Source organism: Shewanella colwelliana ATCC 39565, assembly GCF_000518705.1.
GTDB classification, from domain to species: domain Bacteria; phylum Pseudomonadota; class Gammaproteobacteria; order Enterobacterales; family Shewanellaceae; genus Shewanella; species Shewanella colwelliana.
In genome coordinates, this window is record NZ_JAEC01000037.1 from 21,946 (window position 1) to 41,358 (window position 19,413).

At 45.5% G+C, this 19,413-nt stretch carries 18 protein-coding genes and 1 pseudogene; 7 read left to right on the top strand and 12 right to left on the bottom strand.

Annotation, left to right across the window (positions count from 1 at the left end; genetic code table 11):
- Positions 1-2 precede the first annotated feature (2 nt).
- From L876_RS0114725 to L876_RS0114735, 3 genes are all read right to left on the bottom strand, one after another.
- On the bottom strand, positions 3-1,070 hold the full coding sequence (locus L876_RS0114725; protein ID WP_028764507.1) for an efflux RND transporter periplasmic adaptor subunit: 1,068 nt from the start codon (positions 1,068-1,070) through the stop codon (positions 3-5).
- A complete protein-coding gene (locus L876_RS0114730; RefSeq protein ID WP_028764508.1) occupies positions 1,067-2,464 on the bottom strand; it encodes a TolC family protein in 1,398 nt (465 codons plus the stop codon). Before L876_RS0114730 ends, L876_RS0114725 begins: the two co-directional genes overlap by 4 nt.
- A gap of 114 nt (positions 2,465-2,578) precedes the next feature.
- Positions 2,579-2,986 (bottom strand): hypothetical protein, encoded by a 408-nt coding sequence (locus L876_RS0114735; protein WP_028764509.1) that lies wholly within the window; start codon positions 2,984-2,986, stop codon positions 2,579-2,581.
- Positions 2,987-3,307: 321 nt separating this feature from the next.
- On the opposite strand from L876_RS0114735, the gene ric reads away from it, so the two are divergent.
- Positions 3,308-4,045 carry an iron-sulfur cluster repair di-iron protein gene (gene ric, locus L876_RS21840; RefSeq protein WP_037428876.1) on the top strand — a complete coding sequence of 246 codons (738 nt, stop codon included), beginning with the start codon at positions 3,308-3,310 and terminating at the stop codon, positions 4,043-4,045.
- A 27-nt stretch (positions 4,046-4,072) separates the two neighbouring features.
- Here ric and L876_RS0114745 read toward each other — a convergent pair whose 3' ends face one another.
- From L876_RS0114745 to lptM, 8 genes and pseudogenes are all read right to left on the bottom strand, one after another.
- Positions 4,073-4,648, bottom strand: a complete 576-nt coding sequence (locus tag L876_RS0114745) for a HupE/UreJ family protein (RefSeq protein ID WP_028764510.1) — start codon at positions 4,646-4,648, stop codon at positions 4,073-4,075.
- A gap of 134 nt (positions 4,649-4,782) precedes the next feature.
- Positions 4,783-5,247: an Sbal_3080 family lipoprotein gene (locus L876_RS0114750; protein WP_028764511.1), complete on the bottom strand. Its 465-nt coding sequence runs from the start codon at positions 5,245-5,247 to the stop codon at positions 4,783-4,785.
- A 124-nt stretch (positions 5,248-5,371) separates the two neighbouring features.
- Positions 5,372-6,088: an HAD-IA family hydrolase gene (locus L876_RS0114755; protein ID WP_162149004.1), complete on the bottom strand. Its 717-nt coding sequence runs from the start codon at positions 6,086-6,088 to the stop codon at positions 5,372-5,374.
- Entirely contained in the window at positions 6,084-6,977 is an 894-nt protein-coding gene (gene xerC / locus L876_RS0114760) for a tyrosine recombinase XerC (RefSeq protein ID WP_028764513.1), read from the bottom strand. Before xerC ends, L876_RS0114755 begins: the two co-directional genes overlap by 5 nt.
- Before the next feature lie 7 nt (positions 6,978-6,984).
- Complete coding sequence (locus L876_RS0114765) at positions 6,985-7,623, bottom strand: DUF484 family protein (RefSeq protein WP_028764514.1); 639 nt, start codon at positions 7,621-7,623, stop codon at positions 6,985-6,987.
- Positions 7,623-8,459, bottom strand: coding sequence for a diaminopimelate epimerase (gene dapF, locus L876_RS0114770; protein ID WP_028764515.1), 837 nt, complete (start codon positions 8,457-8,459; stop codon positions 7,623-7,625). The genes L876_RS0114765 and dapF overlap by 1 nt, the downstream gene beginning before the upstream one ends.
- Positions 8,460-8,508: 49 nt before the next feature.
- Positions 8,509-9,754, bottom strand: a pseudogene (lysA, locus tag L876_RS21845) (diaminopimelate decarboxylase).
- A gap of 4 nt (positions 9,755-9,758) precedes the next feature.
- A complete protein-coding gene (gene lptM, locus L876_RS0114780; RefSeq protein ID WP_028764516.1) occupies positions 9,759-9,938 on the bottom strand; it encodes an LPS translocon maturation chaperone LptM in 180 nt (59 codons plus the stop codon).
- 484 nt (positions 9,939-10,422) lie between these two features.
- Here lptM and cyaY point away from each other — a divergent pair, with 484 nt between their 5' ends.
- Positions 10,423-10,755 carry an iron donor protein CyaY gene (gene cyaY / locus L876_RS0114785; protein ID WP_028764517.1) on the top strand — a complete coding sequence of 111 codons (333 nt, stop codon included), beginning with the start codon at positions 10,423-10,425 and terminating at the stop codon, positions 10,753-10,755.
- Between the two features lie 34 nt (positions 10,756-10,789).
- Here the strand turns inward: cyaY and L876_RS0114790 are convergent, their stop codons facing one another.
- Positions 10,790-13,210: a class I adenylate cyclase gene (locus tag L876_RS0114790; RefSeq protein ID WP_028764518.1), complete on the bottom strand. Its 2,421-nt coding sequence runs from the start codon at positions 13,208-13,210 to the stop codon at positions 10,790-10,792.
- A gap of 197 nt (positions 13,211-13,407) precedes the next feature.
- Between L876_RS0114790 and hemC the strand changes: the two genes are divergently transcribed.
- From hemC to L876_RS0114820, 5 genes are all read left to right on the top strand, one after another.
- Positions 13,408-14,337, top strand: coding sequence for a hydroxymethylbilane synthase (gene hemC / locus L876_RS0114795; RefSeq protein WP_028764519.1), 930 nt, complete (start codon positions 13,408-13,410; stop codon positions 14,335-14,337).
- A gap of 4 nt (positions 14,338-14,341) precedes the next feature.
- A complete protein-coding gene (locus tag L876_RS0114800) occupies positions 14,342-15,073 on the top strand; it encodes a uroporphyrinogen-III synthase (protein WP_028764520.1) in 732 nt (243 codons plus the stop codon).
- A gap of 56 nt (positions 15,074-15,129) precedes the next feature.
- On the top strand, positions 15,130-16,272 hold the full coding sequence (locus tag L876_RS21850) for a uroporphyrinogen-III C-methyltransferase (RefSeq protein ID WP_037428882.1): 1,143 nt from the start codon (positions 15,130-15,132) through the stop codon (positions 16,270-16,272).
- Positions 16,269-17,435: a heme biosynthesis HemY N-terminal domain-containing protein gene (locus L876_RS0114815; RefSeq protein ID WP_028764522.1), complete on the top strand. Its 1,167-nt coding sequence runs from the start codon at positions 16,269-16,271 to the stop codon at positions 17,433-17,435. The genes L876_RS21850 and L876_RS0114815 overlap by 4 nt, the downstream gene beginning before the upstream one ends.
- Before the next feature lie 245 nt (positions 17,436-17,680).
- Positions 17,681-19,413 (top strand): retention module-containing protein (locus L876_RS0114820; RefSeq protein ID WP_028764523.1); only part of this gene is annotated, 1,733 nt, incomplete at its 3' end.

Sequence of the window (19,413 nt, forward strand, 5' to 3'; positions counted from 1 at the left end):
TTTTAGTGCACGTGGCCAGCGCTTGATTTCTCAAGATCTGCCTTCAACAAAAAGCTCTTTTGCACCGCATATTCTTCGCCAGCTATGAGTCCTGACAACACCTCTGTCATTTGGCTATCGCGCAGGCCAAGCTCAACCACACGTTTTTCAAAACCTTCTGCATTGCGCACAAACACCACTTGTTGGCCTTCCATTTCTTGCAGCGCAAGGTTGTCAATCATCAAGCCAACAGCTTGCTTGCTCAAGGTGACGTAACCAGACACTAGACTGCCCAGCGGCCATTGGCCGTTAGTATTATCAAGCGGTGCACGTGCAAGCTGATATAACTGTCCTTGTGGCGCACTCAATAGATATTCAAGCTTCGAATCAGCTTGCTGCTGTGTGCCAGTGACCAATAACTGCTGGCCTACCGCAACACTGCGCATTTGCGCAGGAAAGATCTGATACTCAGCCCAAAGGCGACTGTCATCGATAATGCTTAGCAATACATTATCGATTGCCATTTCACCTGCATTGGCGCTCCGTTCAACGACCATGCCTGAAATAGGTGCTTTGATTGAGTAACGTTTTAGGCTTGAGTTAGACTCAACTTCAGCGATAACTTGTCCAGCTTTAACCCTATCGCCTACGTTAACTTTCATTTGAGTAATTAAACCAGCAAAGCGAGCTTTGACTTGGCTGCTGGCAGCTTCTGGCAATACGGTACGGCCATACACGGTAACGGTTTGCTTAATATCACCCGCTTGAGCAATTTGAGTCGCAATACCTGAGCGCTGCATCTGCTCTGGACTAATATGCACTTTGCCCTCTTCATGCTCATTGTGGCCGTGTTCATCATGCCCATGCTCATCCTTATGACCATGATCATCATCGTGCTCATCCTTATGACCATGTTCATCCTCATGCTTATCATGTCCGTGCTCGTCATGACGCTCTGCTTGATGCTGATGTTCAAGCTCATGGGCGTGATCATCTGAAGCATTCACCGGCATAACAAGCATACAAGCTGTAATGGCCGCAGTGACAGCAAGATGAACGAGAGAAAATTTTGTTAGTGTGTTAGCGCTCATTTTGCGTGTCCTTTAGCTGCGTTAGAAATAGCTGCGTTAGAAAAGTCTGCTGGATCGGAAAAGTCATTAAAGAAAGTATGTTGTGAGGCAGGTAGTGGTTCGGCAATCAATTGCTCAATATCGACGCCGTAACGCAGTGCAGAGGCCGCTGCATCAATCAGTGCTCGACGAGCAAATAACAGCTCTTCACGCGCAGTTAAATAATCAAGATAGCTATACAAGCCTTGCTCATAAGCTCGTTTAGTGTCTTCAAGGGCTAAGGTTAAGGTAGGAATAACACTCGCTTGCAAACGATTAACCGTCACCATCGCCTGTTTACGGCTAGCATAGGCGCGATATAACTGGCCATAAAGCGCTAATAAAGCCACTTCTCGGTTAGCAAGCACTTGCTCTTTTGCCGCTTGAGCAGAAAGGATTTCGCCAGCATTTCGCTCACCATTAAACAGCGGCATACTAAAGCCAGCAGTCAATGCCATATCGTTGGTTTGCTGAAACTGTTTAACGCCAACCGACCAGCTGATATCACTGCTCGACTGGGTTTTAGCAAAACGTAGTTCAGCCTCTTTGAGCTGTGCCAGAGTTAAATAAGCAGTGATAGCTGGGCTGTACTTTACCTTCTCGAATAATGGTTCGAGCGCGACATCATCACTAAAGGCAAACAAGTTGCCTTGCAGCGAATCAAAGCCGACCTGAGATTCCCCCCACATCATGCTTAAGGCTAATTTAGCGTAATCGAGCTGTTGCAACTGAGTTTCGGCAACCAGTTTTGCATTGAATACAGCGGCTTGAGCGCGCTTCACTTCTGCATCGGATGTCACCGCAGCTTGAGCGCGCTTAGCCACAACCGTTTGTGTTTCTTCGGCAAGCAGTAAGGAGTCAATGGCAAGCTCAAGTTGAGACTGCGCCGCCAAGACATCAATATAACGACGAGTCGCTTCTGCTAGTACGTTTAAAGCGGCAATTTTTTGCTCAGCATCTAATACAGCACGCTGTTCACTGACAATACCGCTACGGGCATCCAGTTTATCGCCGAGCTCAATCACCGATGATAGAGACACGCTAAACTCCGCACTGTCGATGCCTTGAAACTCGCCGCTTCCCATTATGTTGTCGGCATCAAAGCCTATTTCAAAACCCGGTGTCAGCGCTTGTGTTTGCGCGGCACCATCGAGTGCCTTAGCTCTAAACTGAAACACTTTAAGGGATGGGTGCTGTTGTTGGACCCGTTCGATAACTGTAGTTAACGACAGCGCCTCTGTTGGCGTTTCCGCCTTTACCACCAAAGGCGCGACAAGAAAAAGAGCAATAATAACGAGGGTGCTACAAAGCCCTCGCCAAAGACAACGCATAGCCACTTTTAAGGCGTCGTTGCCAACATTAGTATTATAAAACATCAGAGAATAAGCCTCGATTTAATATAAAAATACAGAGCTGTTAGTTAAACCTGCAACAGGCCCAACAGATCTTTAGCAAGCCATTAAAAGCTCACTAAACTGATAAGATTTTGATTAAACGGTTAAGGCTTTAGGGGGGCGTAGAAACGCGAAGTAAGGGGATTCAACAGAAATAGAGCTAAAGGTAAAAGTGTGGCTATTAGGACTTACCGCCATAGACTTTAGCGCAGTGACAGGATGCATCAAGGTCATACAGCATGAGCAGCAGTTATTGCTGCATTCGACGCAGTCATCGTCTACATGGCTTTTTATGTCATCCTCATCACATTGTGATTGGCTATCGGCGCTTTTAATTTGCTCAACAACATAGCTTACGTCACTGCCACAATCATCGTGGGCCGAAGTACAGTCGTCAGCCATGGTCACCATAGATTGCATCGTTAAAATCACGATCAATAACATCCGCCCCAGCGCTGCTGGAGAGATGATTAATGCGCGAATAAAACGACCTAGATTAAACATTATGGCTTAACACGACCTTTGCTTTTGTTGACAATCATTACTGAGCTTGTTGGACACTTAAATAGCTTTTACTGCCAGCTAGTGTAAATTAATCACTATTAAAACACTATTCGAATAGCCAACTTAGCGCCGCTGTCCGATAAAAATATCCAAAAACCTCGACAAGCCCACATTAACGTCATCGCTTCTTTACTACCTATATTGAGTTATTTTATAGCAAAAAGTGTGATTACCCGAGCATTTTACTCAAGTAATAATTGAGCCCAACTAAAGGTGCGAATAATATACTTGTTACATATAAAACATACCTTGGAGATGTCAATGTCTCAACCAAACACACTTGAGTCGAAAACCCTTCAGACCAAAGAAGATCTGCTCGCTGCGCGCGTTGGTGAGTTAGTCGCTAACGATTTCCGCACAGCCCATCTGTTTAGTCAGTATGGTATTGATTTTTGTTGCGGCGGTGGCATCAGTTTAGCGCGAGCGATTAAACGTTTCGATGCCGATGAAGCCCCTCTGCTTGACGCCTTGATAGCCTTAGATGCTCAAGGCGATAAACTTCAAGGTTTAGAGCAACTGCCCCTCCCCGACTTACTTAACTATATCGAATCGACTCACCATACTTTTGTGAGAGAAAAAGCGCCTCTGCTAGTGGAATACAGCCAAAAGATGGTGCGTGCTCACGGCGAAAACCATGCTGAAATCAAACCATTGGCAGGCTGGATCCATGCATTAGTGGAAGACTTAATGCCGCACCTGATGAAAGAGGAACAGATATTGTTCCCGGCGATTCTAGGCCTGCACAACCAAGTTGAAATGCAAAACTGCTTTGGCCATATCGGCAATCCTATCAATGCTATGCAGTATGAGCATGATGATGCATTGCAGATCTTCGAGAAGATCAGTGAGCTCACGAATGGTTTTACTCCGCCAGCGCACGCTTGCACGACCTGGCGTGTTTGTTACGCCACCCTGGCAGAGTTTGAGTTGGATCTAAAGCAGCACATCTACTTAGAAAACAATCTCCTCTTTCCTCAGGCACTAGCACTAACACTGTAATATTCGTCATCGACAGTCTGCAGTACCTCAAAAACCCATTAATAAATAGCCGCCAGTAGCGGCTATTGCGACACCAGCTAAACGGGTCACGGCAAATTTTGTTGGTATATTTTGCATGATAAAACCCAATGCAACCCCACAGATATGGATCACCGCTGTACCAGATAAAAATCCTAATGCATAAAGCACAGGGCTCGCTAGTTCTGGCATCTCTGCGCCATGAGCATGACCATGAAAAATCGCAAATAAGCCAACGAAAGCCATCGCCGCATAGAGCGGAATACGCTTATCTAAGGCGATAGCACCGCCTAGCAATAACACTGACAATGCAATACCAATTTCGACAAAAGGCACCGCAATGGCAAACACACCCAATACCCCGCCCACTAACATAAACGCCATAAAGGCCAACGGCACACGCCAAATGGCATGACCCCCTAACTGAGTGCTCAGTAGCCCAACACTTAGCATGGCAAGTAGGTGATCAAACCCCAGTACAGGGTGATTGAAGCCAGTGACAAAACCTGCTCCGCTAGTGATTTCATGGGAAAAAGCGGGGGCAGTCCAGCAAAGTAGTAATAGGGGAAGTAGTTTCTTTAGCATCTATAGGTCTCATTCCGTGACATTGAAAACAGACAGTAGATTAAATTAGTGACAAGGACTGTGACCAAAAATAGAAAATGGCGTGATCGATAAGAAAAATAAAAAGGCTCGTTAGCAACGAGCCTTGATGCGGTTTAAATGGCCACCTGATTTAACGGCGACCAACGCAATGATGCCTGTTTTTGCTCAATCAATTGTTCTATTAACTCTCTGATTTTTGGCTCCGCATCAATGAACTTATTCATGTTTGCGCCACCCATACGCGCATCATAAATGGCTTCACCATCTAGCTTGCCATCGCGAAATACTCTTATCTCAGCATAGACCATGTATAAAGCTAAATCCCATGCCCAGTTTGCCGTGTATGTGGCTGTCCACTCACATTGCTGGCTGGCATCTAACTGATCGATAATACGATACTTAATCTTTTTCTCTGTCAGCACTTTCTCGACTTCAGCAAGAAATCCTTCACGTACATCGGGGTTTTTCTGAATGCACACTTCATCACTATTATTAACTTGAACAGGGTCAACTCGTTGCTTAATAGAGCAAGCTGTAGTCATCGCCAATACCGCAATAGTCACTAAAACCTTTTTCATGATATTCCTTATCATTAACAGTTAATTAAATTACTCATTATGTAGAACATAGGAATGATATCAGTCGAAGGTATGACAAAATAGCACCTTAGGTTGGTTTATTGGTACTAAAGCGATAATTGCCTCAAATAAGGTTGAGCAAATCACTTAATGCGGACAGCTGTATATGCGGCAACATCCCGCTACCAGCAAGTTGAGGTTGGCGGCCGACAGCGGGATTTAACCAAGCGACTTGGCAACCAGCTTGGCGCGCACCCTGTACGTCAGCCTTGAAGCTGTCACCAACATGCAACAGTTGCTTACTTTGGATACCAAGACGATGATAAGCCTGATAAAACATATCTGGATGGGGTTTCATGCGCGTGCCGTTACCTGGGTGCAGCACAAATTCAAACACGTCTTGCAAGCCGATATTTGCGGCGTCAACGTTACCGTTGGTGATACCTATCAAACGGTAATGTTCACCTAAAGTGCCCAACATCTCCAATATTGATTTAGCGACAACAAAATCCGAACGCTGTGTTAGAAAGTAATCCAGCCCTTTTTGCGCACCTTGCGCCGCGCACTCAGTATCATAACCCAGTGCCAATAACCCCTGCTCTAACGTCAGTAAACGCGCCGCAGAAGTATCATGTTTTAACAATGGAAAATGGTCAATGAGCGCCTTCTTTAATTGAAGCCAGTCCTCAAAATCCCAACCTGTCGTCAATGGATAGTGCTTGGCTAAAAATGCCAATAACTTTTGCTCGGCATTGATAATAATAGGGCGATTGTCGTACAACGTATCATCGAGATCGAAGCTGATAGCGGAGATCAAATGCGGTTTTAAGGCAGTATTAATCATTGCCACCTCGCTTCTTGGCTCTTGGATGAGCGCCATCATAAACTTTTGCTAAATGCTGAAAGTCTAAACTGGTATAAACTTGAGTGGTTGATAGATTCGCATGGCCTAAAAGCTCTTGTACTGCCCTCAAGTCGGCGCTTGATTCCAGCATATGCGTCGCAAAAGAGTGGCGTAATTTATGTGGATGCACTCGCACGTTCAAACCTTGTTGTTGACCCCATTTATCAAGGCGCGCTTGAATACTGCGATGTGCTAAACGCTTGCCCTTAGCTGTCACAAATAGTGCATCATCTTCGCAAGCTAAACTGGCCCGCTGTGGCAACCACTGCGCTATCGCGTCAATCGCCAACCGACCAATAGGTACAATGCGCTCTTTACTGCCCTTGCCCATTACCTTAACTTGATGCTCACTGAAATCGATATCCAGATGATTTAAGGCTGCAAGTTCTGCCAATCGTAATCCTGACGAATAGAATAGTTCCATAATGGCCCTATCTCGCACCGCCAGTAGATCATCTCCCTCAATTGACAGCAGATGAGTCACGGCATCCAGATCCATATTCTTAGGTAATGGCTTACCCTGTTTTGGCGCACTAAGATTGGCTGCAGGGTCGACCGTAATCAAGGATTCCTGCATCAAAAAGTGAAAAAACTGCTTCAGTGCCGAGAGAGATAGAGCGATTGAACGCGCGCCCAACCCTTGTCTATGCAAACGGTTAAGTACACCTTGCAACTGCTCACTACTCAATTGCTGCCATTGAGATCCCTCAGCTAATAGCTGCTCGACTCGGCGCAATTCAAAAAGGTAGTTTCGTACAGTGTGCGGTGACAATTGACGCTCTGAAGCAAGATAGGTTTCAAAGCGCTCAATCAGACAGATAGACATTAGCGAATTACAATTTTGGCAGAAGATGATCAAGCAGTTGCTTGAGCTGATCTAATAGCAAGTTATCCATCTCAGGATGGAAATGCATTGGGTCTTTGCTGGCGATAGCAAAAATCACTTGGCCACACTGTTCCGACAGGCGAGACAGCGCTACCGACCCGACCTCACTGCCAAATAGACGTTTAGATTCAGTATTGGTTAAACGGCCAAAATAGTAGCCTGGCTTTAACCTATCCCGCCATATATTCGACAATTCACTGTCGATATCATGCACGGTAATTAACCTTACATGGGTAAAATTAAACTGCTCTTTTAGCTCGACAGACAGTGTTTGCCTTAGCTCACCAAGATCTTCAGCTTGGAGCAGTTTCAATGACAGCGCAGTATTAAACATGTAGATCTGTTCGTTACGCGTTGCCATGGCCATTAAAGAAGTGATCTCCTCCTCTAGTTGCGCCACACGTCCACGTAGCATCTCTTGTTTACGCTCAACCAGCGAGACAGCTCCACGCTGCGCATGAGGAATCCGCATAGCCAATAACAGCTCAGGATAACGGCTAAAGAAATCAGGGTTGTCGAGCAGATACTCGCGTATCAAGATCTCATCAAAAGGAAGTGGCGTCTTCTTATTCATAACGTCTGTCATTACTGTATCTGTCCATCATATACATGCTCTGCAGGCCCCGTCATCCAAAGGGGCTTACCCTCGCCTTCCCAATTAATCGTCAATGTTCCACCAGGCAAATCGACACGCACGCGGCTAGCCAATTTGCCTTGAAGTTGGCCAACCACAGCTGCAGCACATGCACCACTGCCACACGCCAAGGTTTCTGCCGCACCACGCTCATAGACTCGCAGCTTAATATGGTCACGACTCACGACTTGCATAAAGCCTACATTGACCCCTTTGGGAAAACGCTCATGGCTGGTCAATAAGGCGCCTAGGTTGGCGACATCGGCCGTTTCAATATCTTCGACATCAAGCACGCAATGTGGATTACCCATAGACACTGCGCCGCATAAAAAAGTTTGTACACCGGTCGCGAGTTCCGTTTGCAACAAATAGGTTTTTTCTGCTTTTTTAGCCGTGAATGGAATACGGCTGGGGTCCAAAATTGGAATCCCCATATTCACAGTTACATTGCCATCTTTCTCTAAGCGTAAAGTGATTTTTCCAGATGAGGTGCTAACCTTGATTTTTTGCTTATTCGTCAGACCTTTGTTTCTGACAAAGCGCGCAAAACAGCGAGCACCATTACCACACTGCTCAACTTCACTGCCATCGGCATTGAAAATCCGATAATGAAAATCTAACTCAGGATCATAAGGCGGCTCCACCAATAATAGCTGGTCAAAACCGATACCAAAGTTTCGATCAGACAGACGTTTTATCTGCTCCGGCGAAAAATAGACATTTTGTGTCACGCCATCGACCACCATAAAGTCGTTGCCTAAACCATGCATCTTGGTGAATTGGATCAAAAGAGTGTTCCTTTAAATAACTGAGCTAACTAACTTTCACATCCCCCGATTATGGGAGCAGTTGTTCACCTTGCCATAGTTGAGCGATTTTTTCTCTCTCTCGCACTAAATAATGTGCGCTACCATCAACCATCACTTCGGCCGCACGCGGACGAGAGTTATAGTTCGATGACATAGTAAAACCATAGGCACCAGATGAGCGAACCGCGAGGAGATCGCCAGATTCAAGCACTAGCGAACGATCTTTACCTAAAAAGTCACCCGTCTCGCAAACTGGGCCAACAATATCATAATTTAGCGTGTCACCTTGACGTGGATTAACCGCAATAATGTTTTGCCAAGCACTGTAGAGTGAGGGACGAATTAAGTCATTCATCGCACCATCGACTAAAGCAAAGTTTTTCTCGCTGTTCTGCTTTAAGTAGAGCACTTGCGTAACAAAAAATGCCCGCATTGGCGGCAATTGCGCGACCCGGTTCAAAGATCAATTTCAGCTCACGGCCTGCCAACCTTTCTAACAATGCCGATGCATAATCACTAGGTTGCGGCGGTACCTCATCATCATAGGTAACACCTAAGCCGCCACCCACATCAAGATGAGATATGCTAACGCCTTTTTCTGCCAAGCGATCGATAAGGCCTAACATTCTGTCCATGGCATCGAGAAACGGTTGTATCTCTGTCAGTTGCGAGCCTATATGACAATCTGCGCCTTTGACCTCCAGCCCAGCTAGTTCATGGGCGCGCAAGAAGATAGCTTCCGCCTCTTCCATGGCGATACCAAATTTGTTCTCTTTAAGACCCGTAGAAATATAAGGGTGAGTACCAGCGTCAACATCAGGGTTAACACGCAGAGACACTGGCGCGACTTTCCCCAGTCTTAATGCCACTAGGTTTAACTGCTCAAGCTCGGCAGCAGACTCAACATTAAAGCAGTAGATACCAAGCTCTAATGCCATCTCCATTTCACTGACGGTTTTGCCCACACCAGAAAACACCACTTTTTTCGGGTCGCCACCGGCTTCAATTACCCGAGCAAGCTCGCCACCTGAGACAATATCAAACCCACTGCCTAAACGGGCCAGTACATTGAGCACGGCCAGGTTTGAATTCGCTTTTACCGCATAACAGATGAGGTGGGGATGGTTAGCCACTGCGTTATCAAAAGCATGCCAATGACGCTCTAATGTTGCACGAGAATAAAGATATAACGGCGTACCGTAGGTTTGTGCTAACTGAGCTACGACACAATCTTCAGCCTGTAGTTCGCCATCTTTGTAGAGAAAATAGTCCAAGAGATTATTCCTTATTCTTCTGTGGTGCTTGCTCTGATGCTTGTTCGACTTTGTCGCTATTGTCTTGTTGTGGTTGATTATCTTCCACTTCAGGCGCTTTATAGAGAGGACCTTTTTGACCACAAGCCACTAAGGATAAGCTACCAAGCAGTATTAAGGAGATTAACTTCATTTTGCTTAACATCAGAAATTCCAGTATCTAAAAGTCAAAGGAGGCCCATGATTGGTGCCATTGTGTTGGACATACCTAAGCAGGGTTTGCTTGGCAACCTGCTCAAAGGGATATTATCCCCCTCAGTATAAATGGATAATTATCACTTCAATCGTCAAATATGCAGTACTAATCGCTAAAAACATAAGTTTAATAAAATCGATTTAGGCAATTTATCCCAACAGTGCGCAGCCTTAAGGGCAATTCAACGGTGCAGTGACAACGGCGCAAAAACAAAGCTTAGGTATATCGACTCTGATGTTTGCAGAGTTAGGTATTGCGCGTCAAGCAGATATCGGCCTAAACCATGCCATAGTGAATATATTTAACTTGGAGTCTGGCGATTTATCATATTCGGCCAATAACACCCATTTCCACATGAAAAAATTATGGAGCATCTCATGCTGCATTGTTACTATGTCGCCATTGCAAATTATTCCAACTCAAGGATGCCCCAATGGCAATGACAGACTCCGAGTATCATCAACTCGCTGATGAGATGTTCTCCGCAATAGAAGATGCCATAGAATTGGCTATCGATGAGCAAGATGCCGATGTGGATATCGACGCATCGGGTAACGTGTTACAACTCGAGTTCGAAGACAGATCAAAAATCGTCATCAATAAACAGGAACCATTGCATCAAATTTGGGTTGCGACCCAGTTTGGCGGCTATCACTTTTCTTTTATCGAGGGAAAGTGGCTCGATGAACGCAGTGACGCGGGCGAATTTATGCCATTTGTCATCGCATCTATTCTGCGCCAAGGTGGTATACAGCTTAAGCTCTAGCCTAACCCTTTATGCGGTGTGTCAACCCACACCGCTAAAACTCCATTTCAGCTTCATTGATATCCACTCCAAAAGGCACGACTCGTAGCTTTCCCTCTATACGTATTAGCCTAAAAAACTGCGGTAAGTTAAAGCGTTCAGTTTCCAAATAAGATTCATCGAAGGCGTGATGGTGACTAACTTGACTAACGAGTTCGTCAACATTCGTTCCTGGCTGCACATAATGTTCAAGTTCATTTTCTTCATTAAGGATATAAACATCTATCCCCTCTTTGTCTTGACGAAGAAAATATTGAATAGCACCAACGGCGGCAAAATCACCGATTACTTCAGGAATTTTACTAAAGGGGTCGTTGCCCAAATCGGGCCGAGGCAAGGCGAGCATTCTGTGCTTAGAGAGTCGCTGATAAAATGCTTTAGCATCGCTCAAGTCCTGATACATCATCCCTTTGGAGTTAAAAAACAAACCATATTTAACTTTACCGACCTGCAAAGGGTGCACCATGGTCGATGAAGTACGCGCTTGTCGACTTAAACGATCGGCACGATGAATCAGGGTGGTAACAGTGCGTTCAAATTGAGTTTTTAAACGGTTAGAACAGCTAATCACGTCAACATCTGTACTGCCATTGGCTCGCTGCATACCTGGAGTTACGTATACCAAGGCATCCAGAATTGCGGTGTCACCTTCAAAATGATGGCAATGCCACTCTCCCCAGCTATTTTGGCAGATAACATCCAGTGAACTCAGCATATTAATACACTGACGTCCAAGCGAAAAAATATTGGCATTCATATAATCGACCATAATCTCCTGGCCACGCCAACCTTGGGTTGGATCGGTATTAAAATTAATCAAGAAGATCACTTTACGAAAATGCCAAGGCTGACAAAGATCCATCTTAGACACCCGCCATGAACCCGTATTGACCATCGCAGGCAACCGGCGAGCAGCTTTTGTCAACTGAGTGGACTTTATGGCTTGCTGTGCATAGTCATGCCAAGTGGTTCCTTCGGTAGAAACACCATTTATCGCTGCCCAAACTAATAGTTTTGCCTTGCTATGAGAGTGGTAAACCGCCCGATTTCCCATAAATTCTCTGGCATTTGGCATACACCGATACAGATAATACTCTTGAGTTTTTGGACTAAAAATAATGGTGAGATGTGGCTCTGCAATGGAGTGGCTCCAGAGACGGTTTAAAGCAATAATCTGCTTGTCATCATCACTAAAATAGGTATGCAATTTACGCGTTAATAAACCTAACTCAGATATTTTTAGGCTTTCACTCAACTTATTAACCGAGGCAAATTGCAATAAAGTCTGATAGCTACCTAACATCAGCTCATTCAACTGCTCATTAAACCATTGCAGCTGACCGCAATGCCATTGACCACACTCATCTAAGGTACTTAATAGGTTATCCGACCATCCCCAATCCTGAACTAAAGCGCCCAATTTGTGGTAACGCCAATCTTTAGGGTGATCGGCCACCGACAACCGTATGCCACACTTTAAATAGAAACAGCGGCGTACAATCTCTAAACGCCTTGGATCTTTCTTTTGGATTAAATAAGATTCAATCGACTCATACAGTAGATAGTAAGCATCATTAAACGCTGAAAAATCGCCAGCTAACGTACGCTGCCATACTTTGGTGGTCACTAACTCTGTGTCAGGATAGTCGCTAGCATATGCTTCTAATAACATTACTTTTAATAACGCTTTATGCGGTTTATCCAGCCCTTTGTATAACTGCCACAATGATGCGCCAAAATATTCACTTGCTGGAAGATGGCTAACGTCCCCCAAAAAAAGGTGACTTTCACTCGTTGCCGCATTCGGCCACCACGCTACTCGCTTGCCCCCTAAACAGATATGGCTGCGATAGAACTCTTCTAGCAATAACCAATGTTGGGCACTGCCACTACTTTCACAGCCCAATGCTGCACCCGCTTCCTCTTTGCCAGCTTTTGAGAGTAGGAACTGCTTAGGGTGCACGAGATAGATATTGACCTCTAAATCATGACGCTCAAACCACTGAGTGATTTTAGTGGCCTTTTGCGCCAACAGTTCACGTTCTTCATTGGACAAGGTTGGGTCATAAACTATCCAAACATCGATGTCACTTTTAGGGTTTTGCCCAAAGCTTGCGGTGCTCCCCATAGAATAAACGCCATAGATAGCGCTTTGCTGTGAGTGAAAAACCACGGGCTTGGCAAGCGCCAATGTTTGGCACGCCTCTAGCGCTTTGTCATTAGGAAAGTAATCAGCGATTCCAGAAGGGGTCATTGGGCCGTTGTAGCCAGGATAACCAGACCGATGATAATGAAAAAGTAATGGGATTAAATGAAATAGGTGCCGCTGAAGCGGAGTAAGTATAGCGATAGCTCGCGCCATACGAACCCGATTTAAGCGATCTGCAGTGTCGACAAAGTACTCGTTGTCACTCAAGGCCAAAACCTACTCATAAATAGATATCATCTACATGCTAACACCTTGTCACAAAACAGCAAGCAAACGAGACGTTGATCACACTTTTTATTGATCTAGATATGGGTACACTTCAAAGAATCAGCAGCACTTTCTTACATCTACTTGAAACCAATGTTAGCATTAGCGCAACTATAGCCTCTGATGGAATATCGAGCATGTCTCAAAACGTCATTCGTATCGCTACACGTAAAAGTCCACTTGCAATGTGGCAAGCTGAATTTGTCAAAGCTGAACTAGAAAAAGCTCACGAAGGGCTTGTGGTTGAGCTGCTACCTATGAGCACGAAAGGAGATGTCATTTTAGATACTCCGTTGGCAAAAGTTGGTGGTAAAGGTTTGTTTGTTAAAGAGCTTGAAGTTGCAATGCTCGAAGACAAAGCCGATATTGCGGTACATTCAATGAAAGATGTACCTGTCGATTTTCCAGAGGGTTTGGGTCTTCAAGTGATCTGTGAACGTGAAGATCCGCGTGACGCATTCGTCTCAAATACCTATAAAACCATCAGTGAGTTACCTCATGGTGCCGTTGTCGGCACATCAAGCCTACGTCGCCAGTGCCAAATCAGAGCTGCGCGTCCAGATCTCGAAATCCGCGACCTTCGTGGTAACGTGGGTACCCGTCTTGCTAAGTTAGATAGTGGCAATTATGACGCCATCATCTTGGCTGCTGCGGGCTTGAAACGCCTGAAGCTAGAACAGCGGATTGCTAGCTTTATCTCAGCCGAAGAGTCACTGCCAGCTAATGGCCAAGGTGCCGTAGGTATTGAGTGTCGTACCACCGATGAGCGCGTTAAAGCCCTGCTTGCACCTTTAGAGCATATCGAAACCCGCTACCGCGTGATAGCAGAACGCACAATGAATACTCGCTTAGAAGGCGGCTGTCAGGTACCTATTGGGGCCTATGCAGAAATAGTGGGTGAGACACTTACCCTTCGTGGTTTAGTGGGTAACCCTGATGGTAGCCACGTTATCGAAGGCACCACCTCTGGCCAAAAGACAGATGCAGAAGCATTAGGCATCGCATTGGCTGAAGAGTTATTAGCTAAAGGCGCTAAAGAGATATTAGACGCCGTATACGCTAAGTAGCCAAGTGAAAGTCTTACTGACGCGCCCTGAGGGGCGCAATCAGTTTGTGGCTAAGGCACTTACTCAACAGCAGGTGCCTTACTGCATTACACCTCTGCTAGCGGTGACGGCCACCAATGATATCAATGACCCAATCGCCTTAGGATCATTTCGCAATGCCGATATCGTTATCTTTATCAGTACCAATGCAGTCGATTATGCCGCCCAGGCACTAAATAATCAGTTTCCCAATCATCCCCGCTATTTTGCCGTTGGTAGAGCAACCTACTTAGCGCTCAAAGCACTGAATATTGATGCACTAGAAGCCCCCCAAGATTGTCAGCAAACAGAGGGCCTACTCACCCTGTCTGCACTACAAGATTTAGCAGGGAAAAATGTCACAATAGTTAGGGGCATTGGTGGACGAGAAGCACTCGCAGAACAACTAAGACAACGCGGGGCCAATGTCCACTACTGGCAGGTTTATCAACGCGTCGCTCCCTCACTCACTCCAGCTGTTGCTGCACAATGGCAACAAGATAAGATAGACACCATAGTGGTCACTAGTGGTGAAATTCTTGCTAATCTAATCAAACTTGTTCCTAAAGAACTATTTGCTTGGCTGCACGCATGTCATATCATAGTCCCCAGCGACCGTGTATATGATCAAGCGATCAACGCTGGTTTTAATCGTGTTACCAACGCTAAAGCAGCCAATAACGATGCCGTACTCAAAGCCTTAGGACTTTCAGCCTAAGTCGTTTCGCCCTCTCTGCATCGATTATCTGCCTTTCGTCATCAAGGATCTGTTGAATGGAAAATAAAATGCAAGAAAGCCAAACGGTTACACAGACAGCAAACATCAGTGAAACCGTCGACGCCACCTTTGCCGAGTCGGCTAAGCCAACAGATAAAGCCGTTAAAGCCGATACCGAACACCAGTCTCGTGGGGTTTCTTGGGGATTTCTATTTAACCTTGTATTCATTCTATTGTTACTTTTCGCCACCTCTAGCGGTGGGTTTTATCTTTACCAAGAGCTTACACTGCAAAAAGAAAAGTCAGCTGAGTTGGCCTTACAACTTCAGCAGCGTCTCAATGACCCCGTCGCTCGTATCACTCACTTAGAGCAACAGCAACGCGTTGTTGAGCGTAATTTTTCCGCTAAATTGAACGAAGTCACCAGTACTCAAAACCAAGTTCAAGAGCAAGTAAATAAGCTCGCTCAACGGAATCCAAATCATTGGATGGCTGAAGAGGCTAAATATTTAATGAGAATGGCCGGCAGTAAACTTTGGTTAGAAAACGATCCACAAACTGCGCTAGCATTGCTAGAAGCCGCTGATGATCGAATAGAAACCATGAAAGACCCGTCATTAATACCGCTACGAAAAGCATTAGCACAAGATATGACCAATGTCGCAGCAATCAAAACTACTGATGTTGCAGGGACAGTTTTAACCCTCGACACCATTATTGATAACCTCAATACCTTAAAACTTAATCGCAGTGAATCAGAAATCACCACGACTGATGACTCATTAGCCATGACAGAGTCTCTAGATGATTGGCAAAGTAACTTGGCAAAATCATGGCAAGCGTTGATCGAGGAGTTTGTTGTGATCCGCAAACGCACGACAGATCACGCACCACTGTTAGCTCCTGATCAGCAATGGTATTTGGTGGAGAACGTACGTAACAAGCTATTACAGGCCCAACTCGCCCTATTACGCCAAGACCAAGTGAATTACCGTCAATCAATAGGGTTAGCGAGAAAGTGGATTTTTCAATATTTTGATCTGGGTGACCAAAAAACAGAGCAGACACTTCAAGCACTGGATGCACTCGTTACGTTAGAGCTTCAAACCCCGAGCATTCAACAGTTTGCTGCGACGCCCTTGGTAAAGCAACTCGTTACACATGGTAGCCTGACAAAAGTTCAGGAGACACCACAATGATTAAAGCGCTAATCTATTTAATTATCATACTCGTTGGATTGGTCGTCAGCCCCTATCTATCTTGGTTTAACGGCTACATCTACATCGCCATGGGCGATTATGAGTTAGAAACCAGCTTAATATTTGCCTTATTAGCTGCGATTCTATTTTACGCTGTCTTAGTGTTACTAGAATGGTGCGTGGTTTGGACTCTAAACCTGCTACTTAGCAGCCGATTCTTACCTGAAAAGTGGCGTCGGAAAGCCGCTAGGAAACACACCTTGCTAGGTGCCCTTGCATTAGCTGAAGAAGACTGGCCTATGGCAGAAAAAGCCATGGCAAAAGGGGCTGAAAAAGGCGAGATCCCAGCACTTAACTTGCTCGCCGCAGCGCGTGCTGCACAACATCAAAATGACCCAGAAGCAAGAGATAACTATTTGGTTGAGGCAGCTAAGGAGCCGCTTGCAGCTAAAGCGGTCGCAACAACGCGTATACGCTACCTATTGCAACAAGGTGAGCTTATTCAGGCGCGAACCCAGCTTGACGCGCTTAATCCAACCAGTAAAAGTAAGCTACCGCTATTGCGTTTAGCCGTTGAGCTGTACCGTGCCCAGCAAGATTGGGCTGCGATGAAATTACTGCTTCCAACCATCGCTAAGCGCAACGTACTTAGCAATGATGAATGTACACAGCTAAACTTACAAACTAACCATGCGCTATTAACAACTGCGGCAAGTAATAGTGAACAGGAGCTTGAAAAGGCTTGGCACTGGTTGAGTCGCTCAGAGCGTAAGCAAGCTAACTATATTGCGCTTTATGCCGAAGGTATCGCTCGTTATGGACGCCAAACTGAATCATTAAAGTTACTCATGAAGCAGTTGAAGCATGAGGCTTACCCAGAGATACTTAACGCACTTACAAGGGTCATTACGCCTGCCGATTTAGATGCCCGCAAACAGCTGTTCGATTTAGAAAAGCGCTATGTTGACAACGCCGACTACCAAGCCTGCATTGCGACAATTTATGATCAAAGCAAAGAGTTCAGAGCATCCAAACAGTGGTGGGAAAAAGTGTGTAATCAAGCCCCCTCAAAACAACACTGGATAGCCCTTGCTGAGGCCCAAGAACATCTTGGGGAGCAAAACTCAGCGTTACAGAGTTACCGCAAAGCGGCAATTTTTTGACGCTTTTTTATACCATTTACTGCTAAAAACCACCTTCATTGGTGGTTTTTTGTTCTCACCAGCATGCAAGCATCATCAACACTAATGATAATCGTTATAAAAACAGCCTATTAGTTTTATAAATTAAAAAGTTATAAAAAAACCTATAAACCCCTGTCTTCCTGCGTCATTTGACTCTATTTCAAAGCCAACCACACTTATAGAGATAAGTAAGGTAGAGCAATAAATAGCTAGGTGCAAAATAGATGATATTTGCCCTAGATCTTAGTCAAAGTAGGGCGGGTACAGTTATGGGCGCATCAATTACAACACAGGACGCAGTAGTAATTAATCTTGTCGGTCAACTCAAGGTTAAAGATGAACAGGGAAATGTCAGAGAAGTCAAAATTGGCGACTTGATTCGTTCGGGTGAGCAACTCATTTTTGCACCCAATGCAGAGTTTAAACTTGAATATGAAGACGGCTCATTAGCGAGTCAGACTAATTTACAACAACCTCCAGAAGAACAAAGTACTGCAGCAGCAAGCACAGAAATTGATGCCATCAATGAGCTAGCAGATGGCCCAGTCTCATTAGATGCTGAAATTGCCGCACTACAAGCCCAAATTTTAGCCGGTGACGACCCAACCCAAGGATTACCAGAAACGGCAGCTGGTGCTGGTACAGCAAGTAATGAAGGTGGTTCAGACTTTGTTACCTTAGGACGTGCTGGTGACGAAACGATTGCAGGAGCAGGCTGGGATACTACAGGTTTCACGACCACTACAGATACCCCACCAGAAACTGTTACTATCCCAGAGCAACAATTAGCTGCCCCTACAGTATCCTCTGCAGTCTTCTCAATTTTTGAGGCCAACATGCCTCAAGGTAGTGACCCTTCAGCACTATTAACCAATCTTGCAGCCAATATCCAAACTAATGCAGAACTGGGAATAGCAAGCCTAACAATCAATGGTTTTAATATTATCAACGATGGACAGTTTGCAGGTCCCATTGTGATTAACACCCCGAATGGTGTACTGACCATTACCGAATTTGACAACTCAACGGGTCAGTTTGTCTATGATTACGCGCTCAACTCAAGTGTCGATCACAGTGCGAATGACCAACTTCAATTGGTCTTCAACATCGAACTGGTGGATAGTGCAGGGAATGTCGCAAACGGCAGTATTACCGTTAATATCATCGATGACCAACCCGAAGGCGTTGCCGATACCAACAGTGTGAGTGAAGATGGTGCAGCGCAAATTGCAGGTAATTTACTGGTTAATGACACATTAGGTGCCGATTCGGCAGAAGTTACCGCGATCACTAACGCACAAGGCACATCTGTTGCCGTTTCAACATCGAATACCATTCAAGGTGAATTCGGTTTACTAACGATTTTTGCCGATGGTAGCTATACCTATCAACTTAATAATGACTCTAATGCTATTCAGTCGCTGGCCTTAGGTGAGCAGATTAACGAATCGTTCAACTATTTACTCACTGATAGTGATGGTGATGCCGTACTCGTTCCATTAACCATAACCATTACTGGTGCCAACGATCTCCCCGTCTTAACCGTGGGTGCCACTGGCGCGGTAGTGGAAGATGACAACAACCCGAACCTAACCGACACGGGTGCACTCAGCTTCACCGATGTCGACACCACTAATACCCACAATGTCACCGACGTCTACAACGGCGATATAGCCTGGAGCGGCGGGGATCTAACCACCGTGCTTAGCCCTGCCCAACTGGCTAGCCTCGTCGATGGCTTCAGCGTCGACAGCGACAGCTGGGATTACAGTATTCTTAACAGTGACGTGCAGTTCCTCGCCCAAGGCGAAACCATCACCTTAAGCTTTGAGGTGACCGTCACTGACAACAATGGTGGCAGCGACACCAAGACCGTCACCCTCACCATTACCGGCACTAACGATCTCCCCGTCTTAACCGTGGATGCCAGCGGTGCCGTAACCGAAGATGACAGCAA

Coding starts and splice junctions, on each gene's coding strand:
- L876_RS0114725 (WP_028764507.1), bottom strand. CDS start 1,070: ATGAGCGCTAACACACTAACAAAATTTTCTCTCGTTCATCTTGCTGTC.
- L876_RS0114730 (WP_028764508.1), bottom strand. CDS start 2,464: ATGTTTTATAATACTAATGTTGGCAACGACGCCTTAAAAGTGGCTATG.
- L876_RS0114735 (WP_028764509.1), bottom strand. CDS start 2,986: ATGTTTAATCTAGGTCGTTTTATTCGCGCATTAATCATCTCTCCAGCA.
- ric (WP_037428876.1), top strand. CDS start 3,308: ATGTCTCAACCAAACACACTTGAGTCGAAAACCCTTCAGACCAAAGAA.
- L876_RS0114745 (WP_028764510.1), bottom strand. CDS start 4,648: ATGCTAAAGAAACTACTTCCCCTATTACTACTTTGCTGGACTGCCCCC.
- L876_RS0114750 (WP_028764511.1), bottom strand. CDS start 5,247: ATGAAAAAGGTTTTAGTGACTATTGCGGTATTGGCGATGACTACAGCT.
- xerC (WP_028764513.1), bottom strand. CDS start 6,977: ATGTCTATCTGTCTGATTGAGCGCTTTGAAACCTATCTTGCTTCAGAG.
- L876_RS0114765 (WP_028764514.1), bottom strand. CDS start 7,623: ATGACAGACGTTATGAATAAGAAGACGCCACTTCCTTTTGATGAGATC.
- lptM (WP_028764516.1), bottom strand. CDS start 9,938: ATGTTAAGCAAAATGAAGTTAATCTCCTTAATACTGCTTGGTAGCTTA.
- cyaY (WP_028764517.1), top strand. CDS start 10,423: ATGGCAATGACAGACTCCGAGTATCATCAACTCGCTGATGAGATGTTC.
- hemC (WP_028764519.1), top strand. CDS start 13,408: ATGTCTCAAAACGTCATTCGTATCGCTACACGTAAAAGTCCACTTGCA.
- L876_RS21850 (WP_037428882.1), top strand. CDS start 15,130: ATGGAAAATAAAATGCAAGAAAGCCAAACGGTTACACAGACAGCAAAC.
- L876_RS0114815 (WP_028764522.1), top strand. CDS start 16,269: ATGATTAAAGCGCTAATCTATTTAATTATCATACTCGTTGGATTGGTC.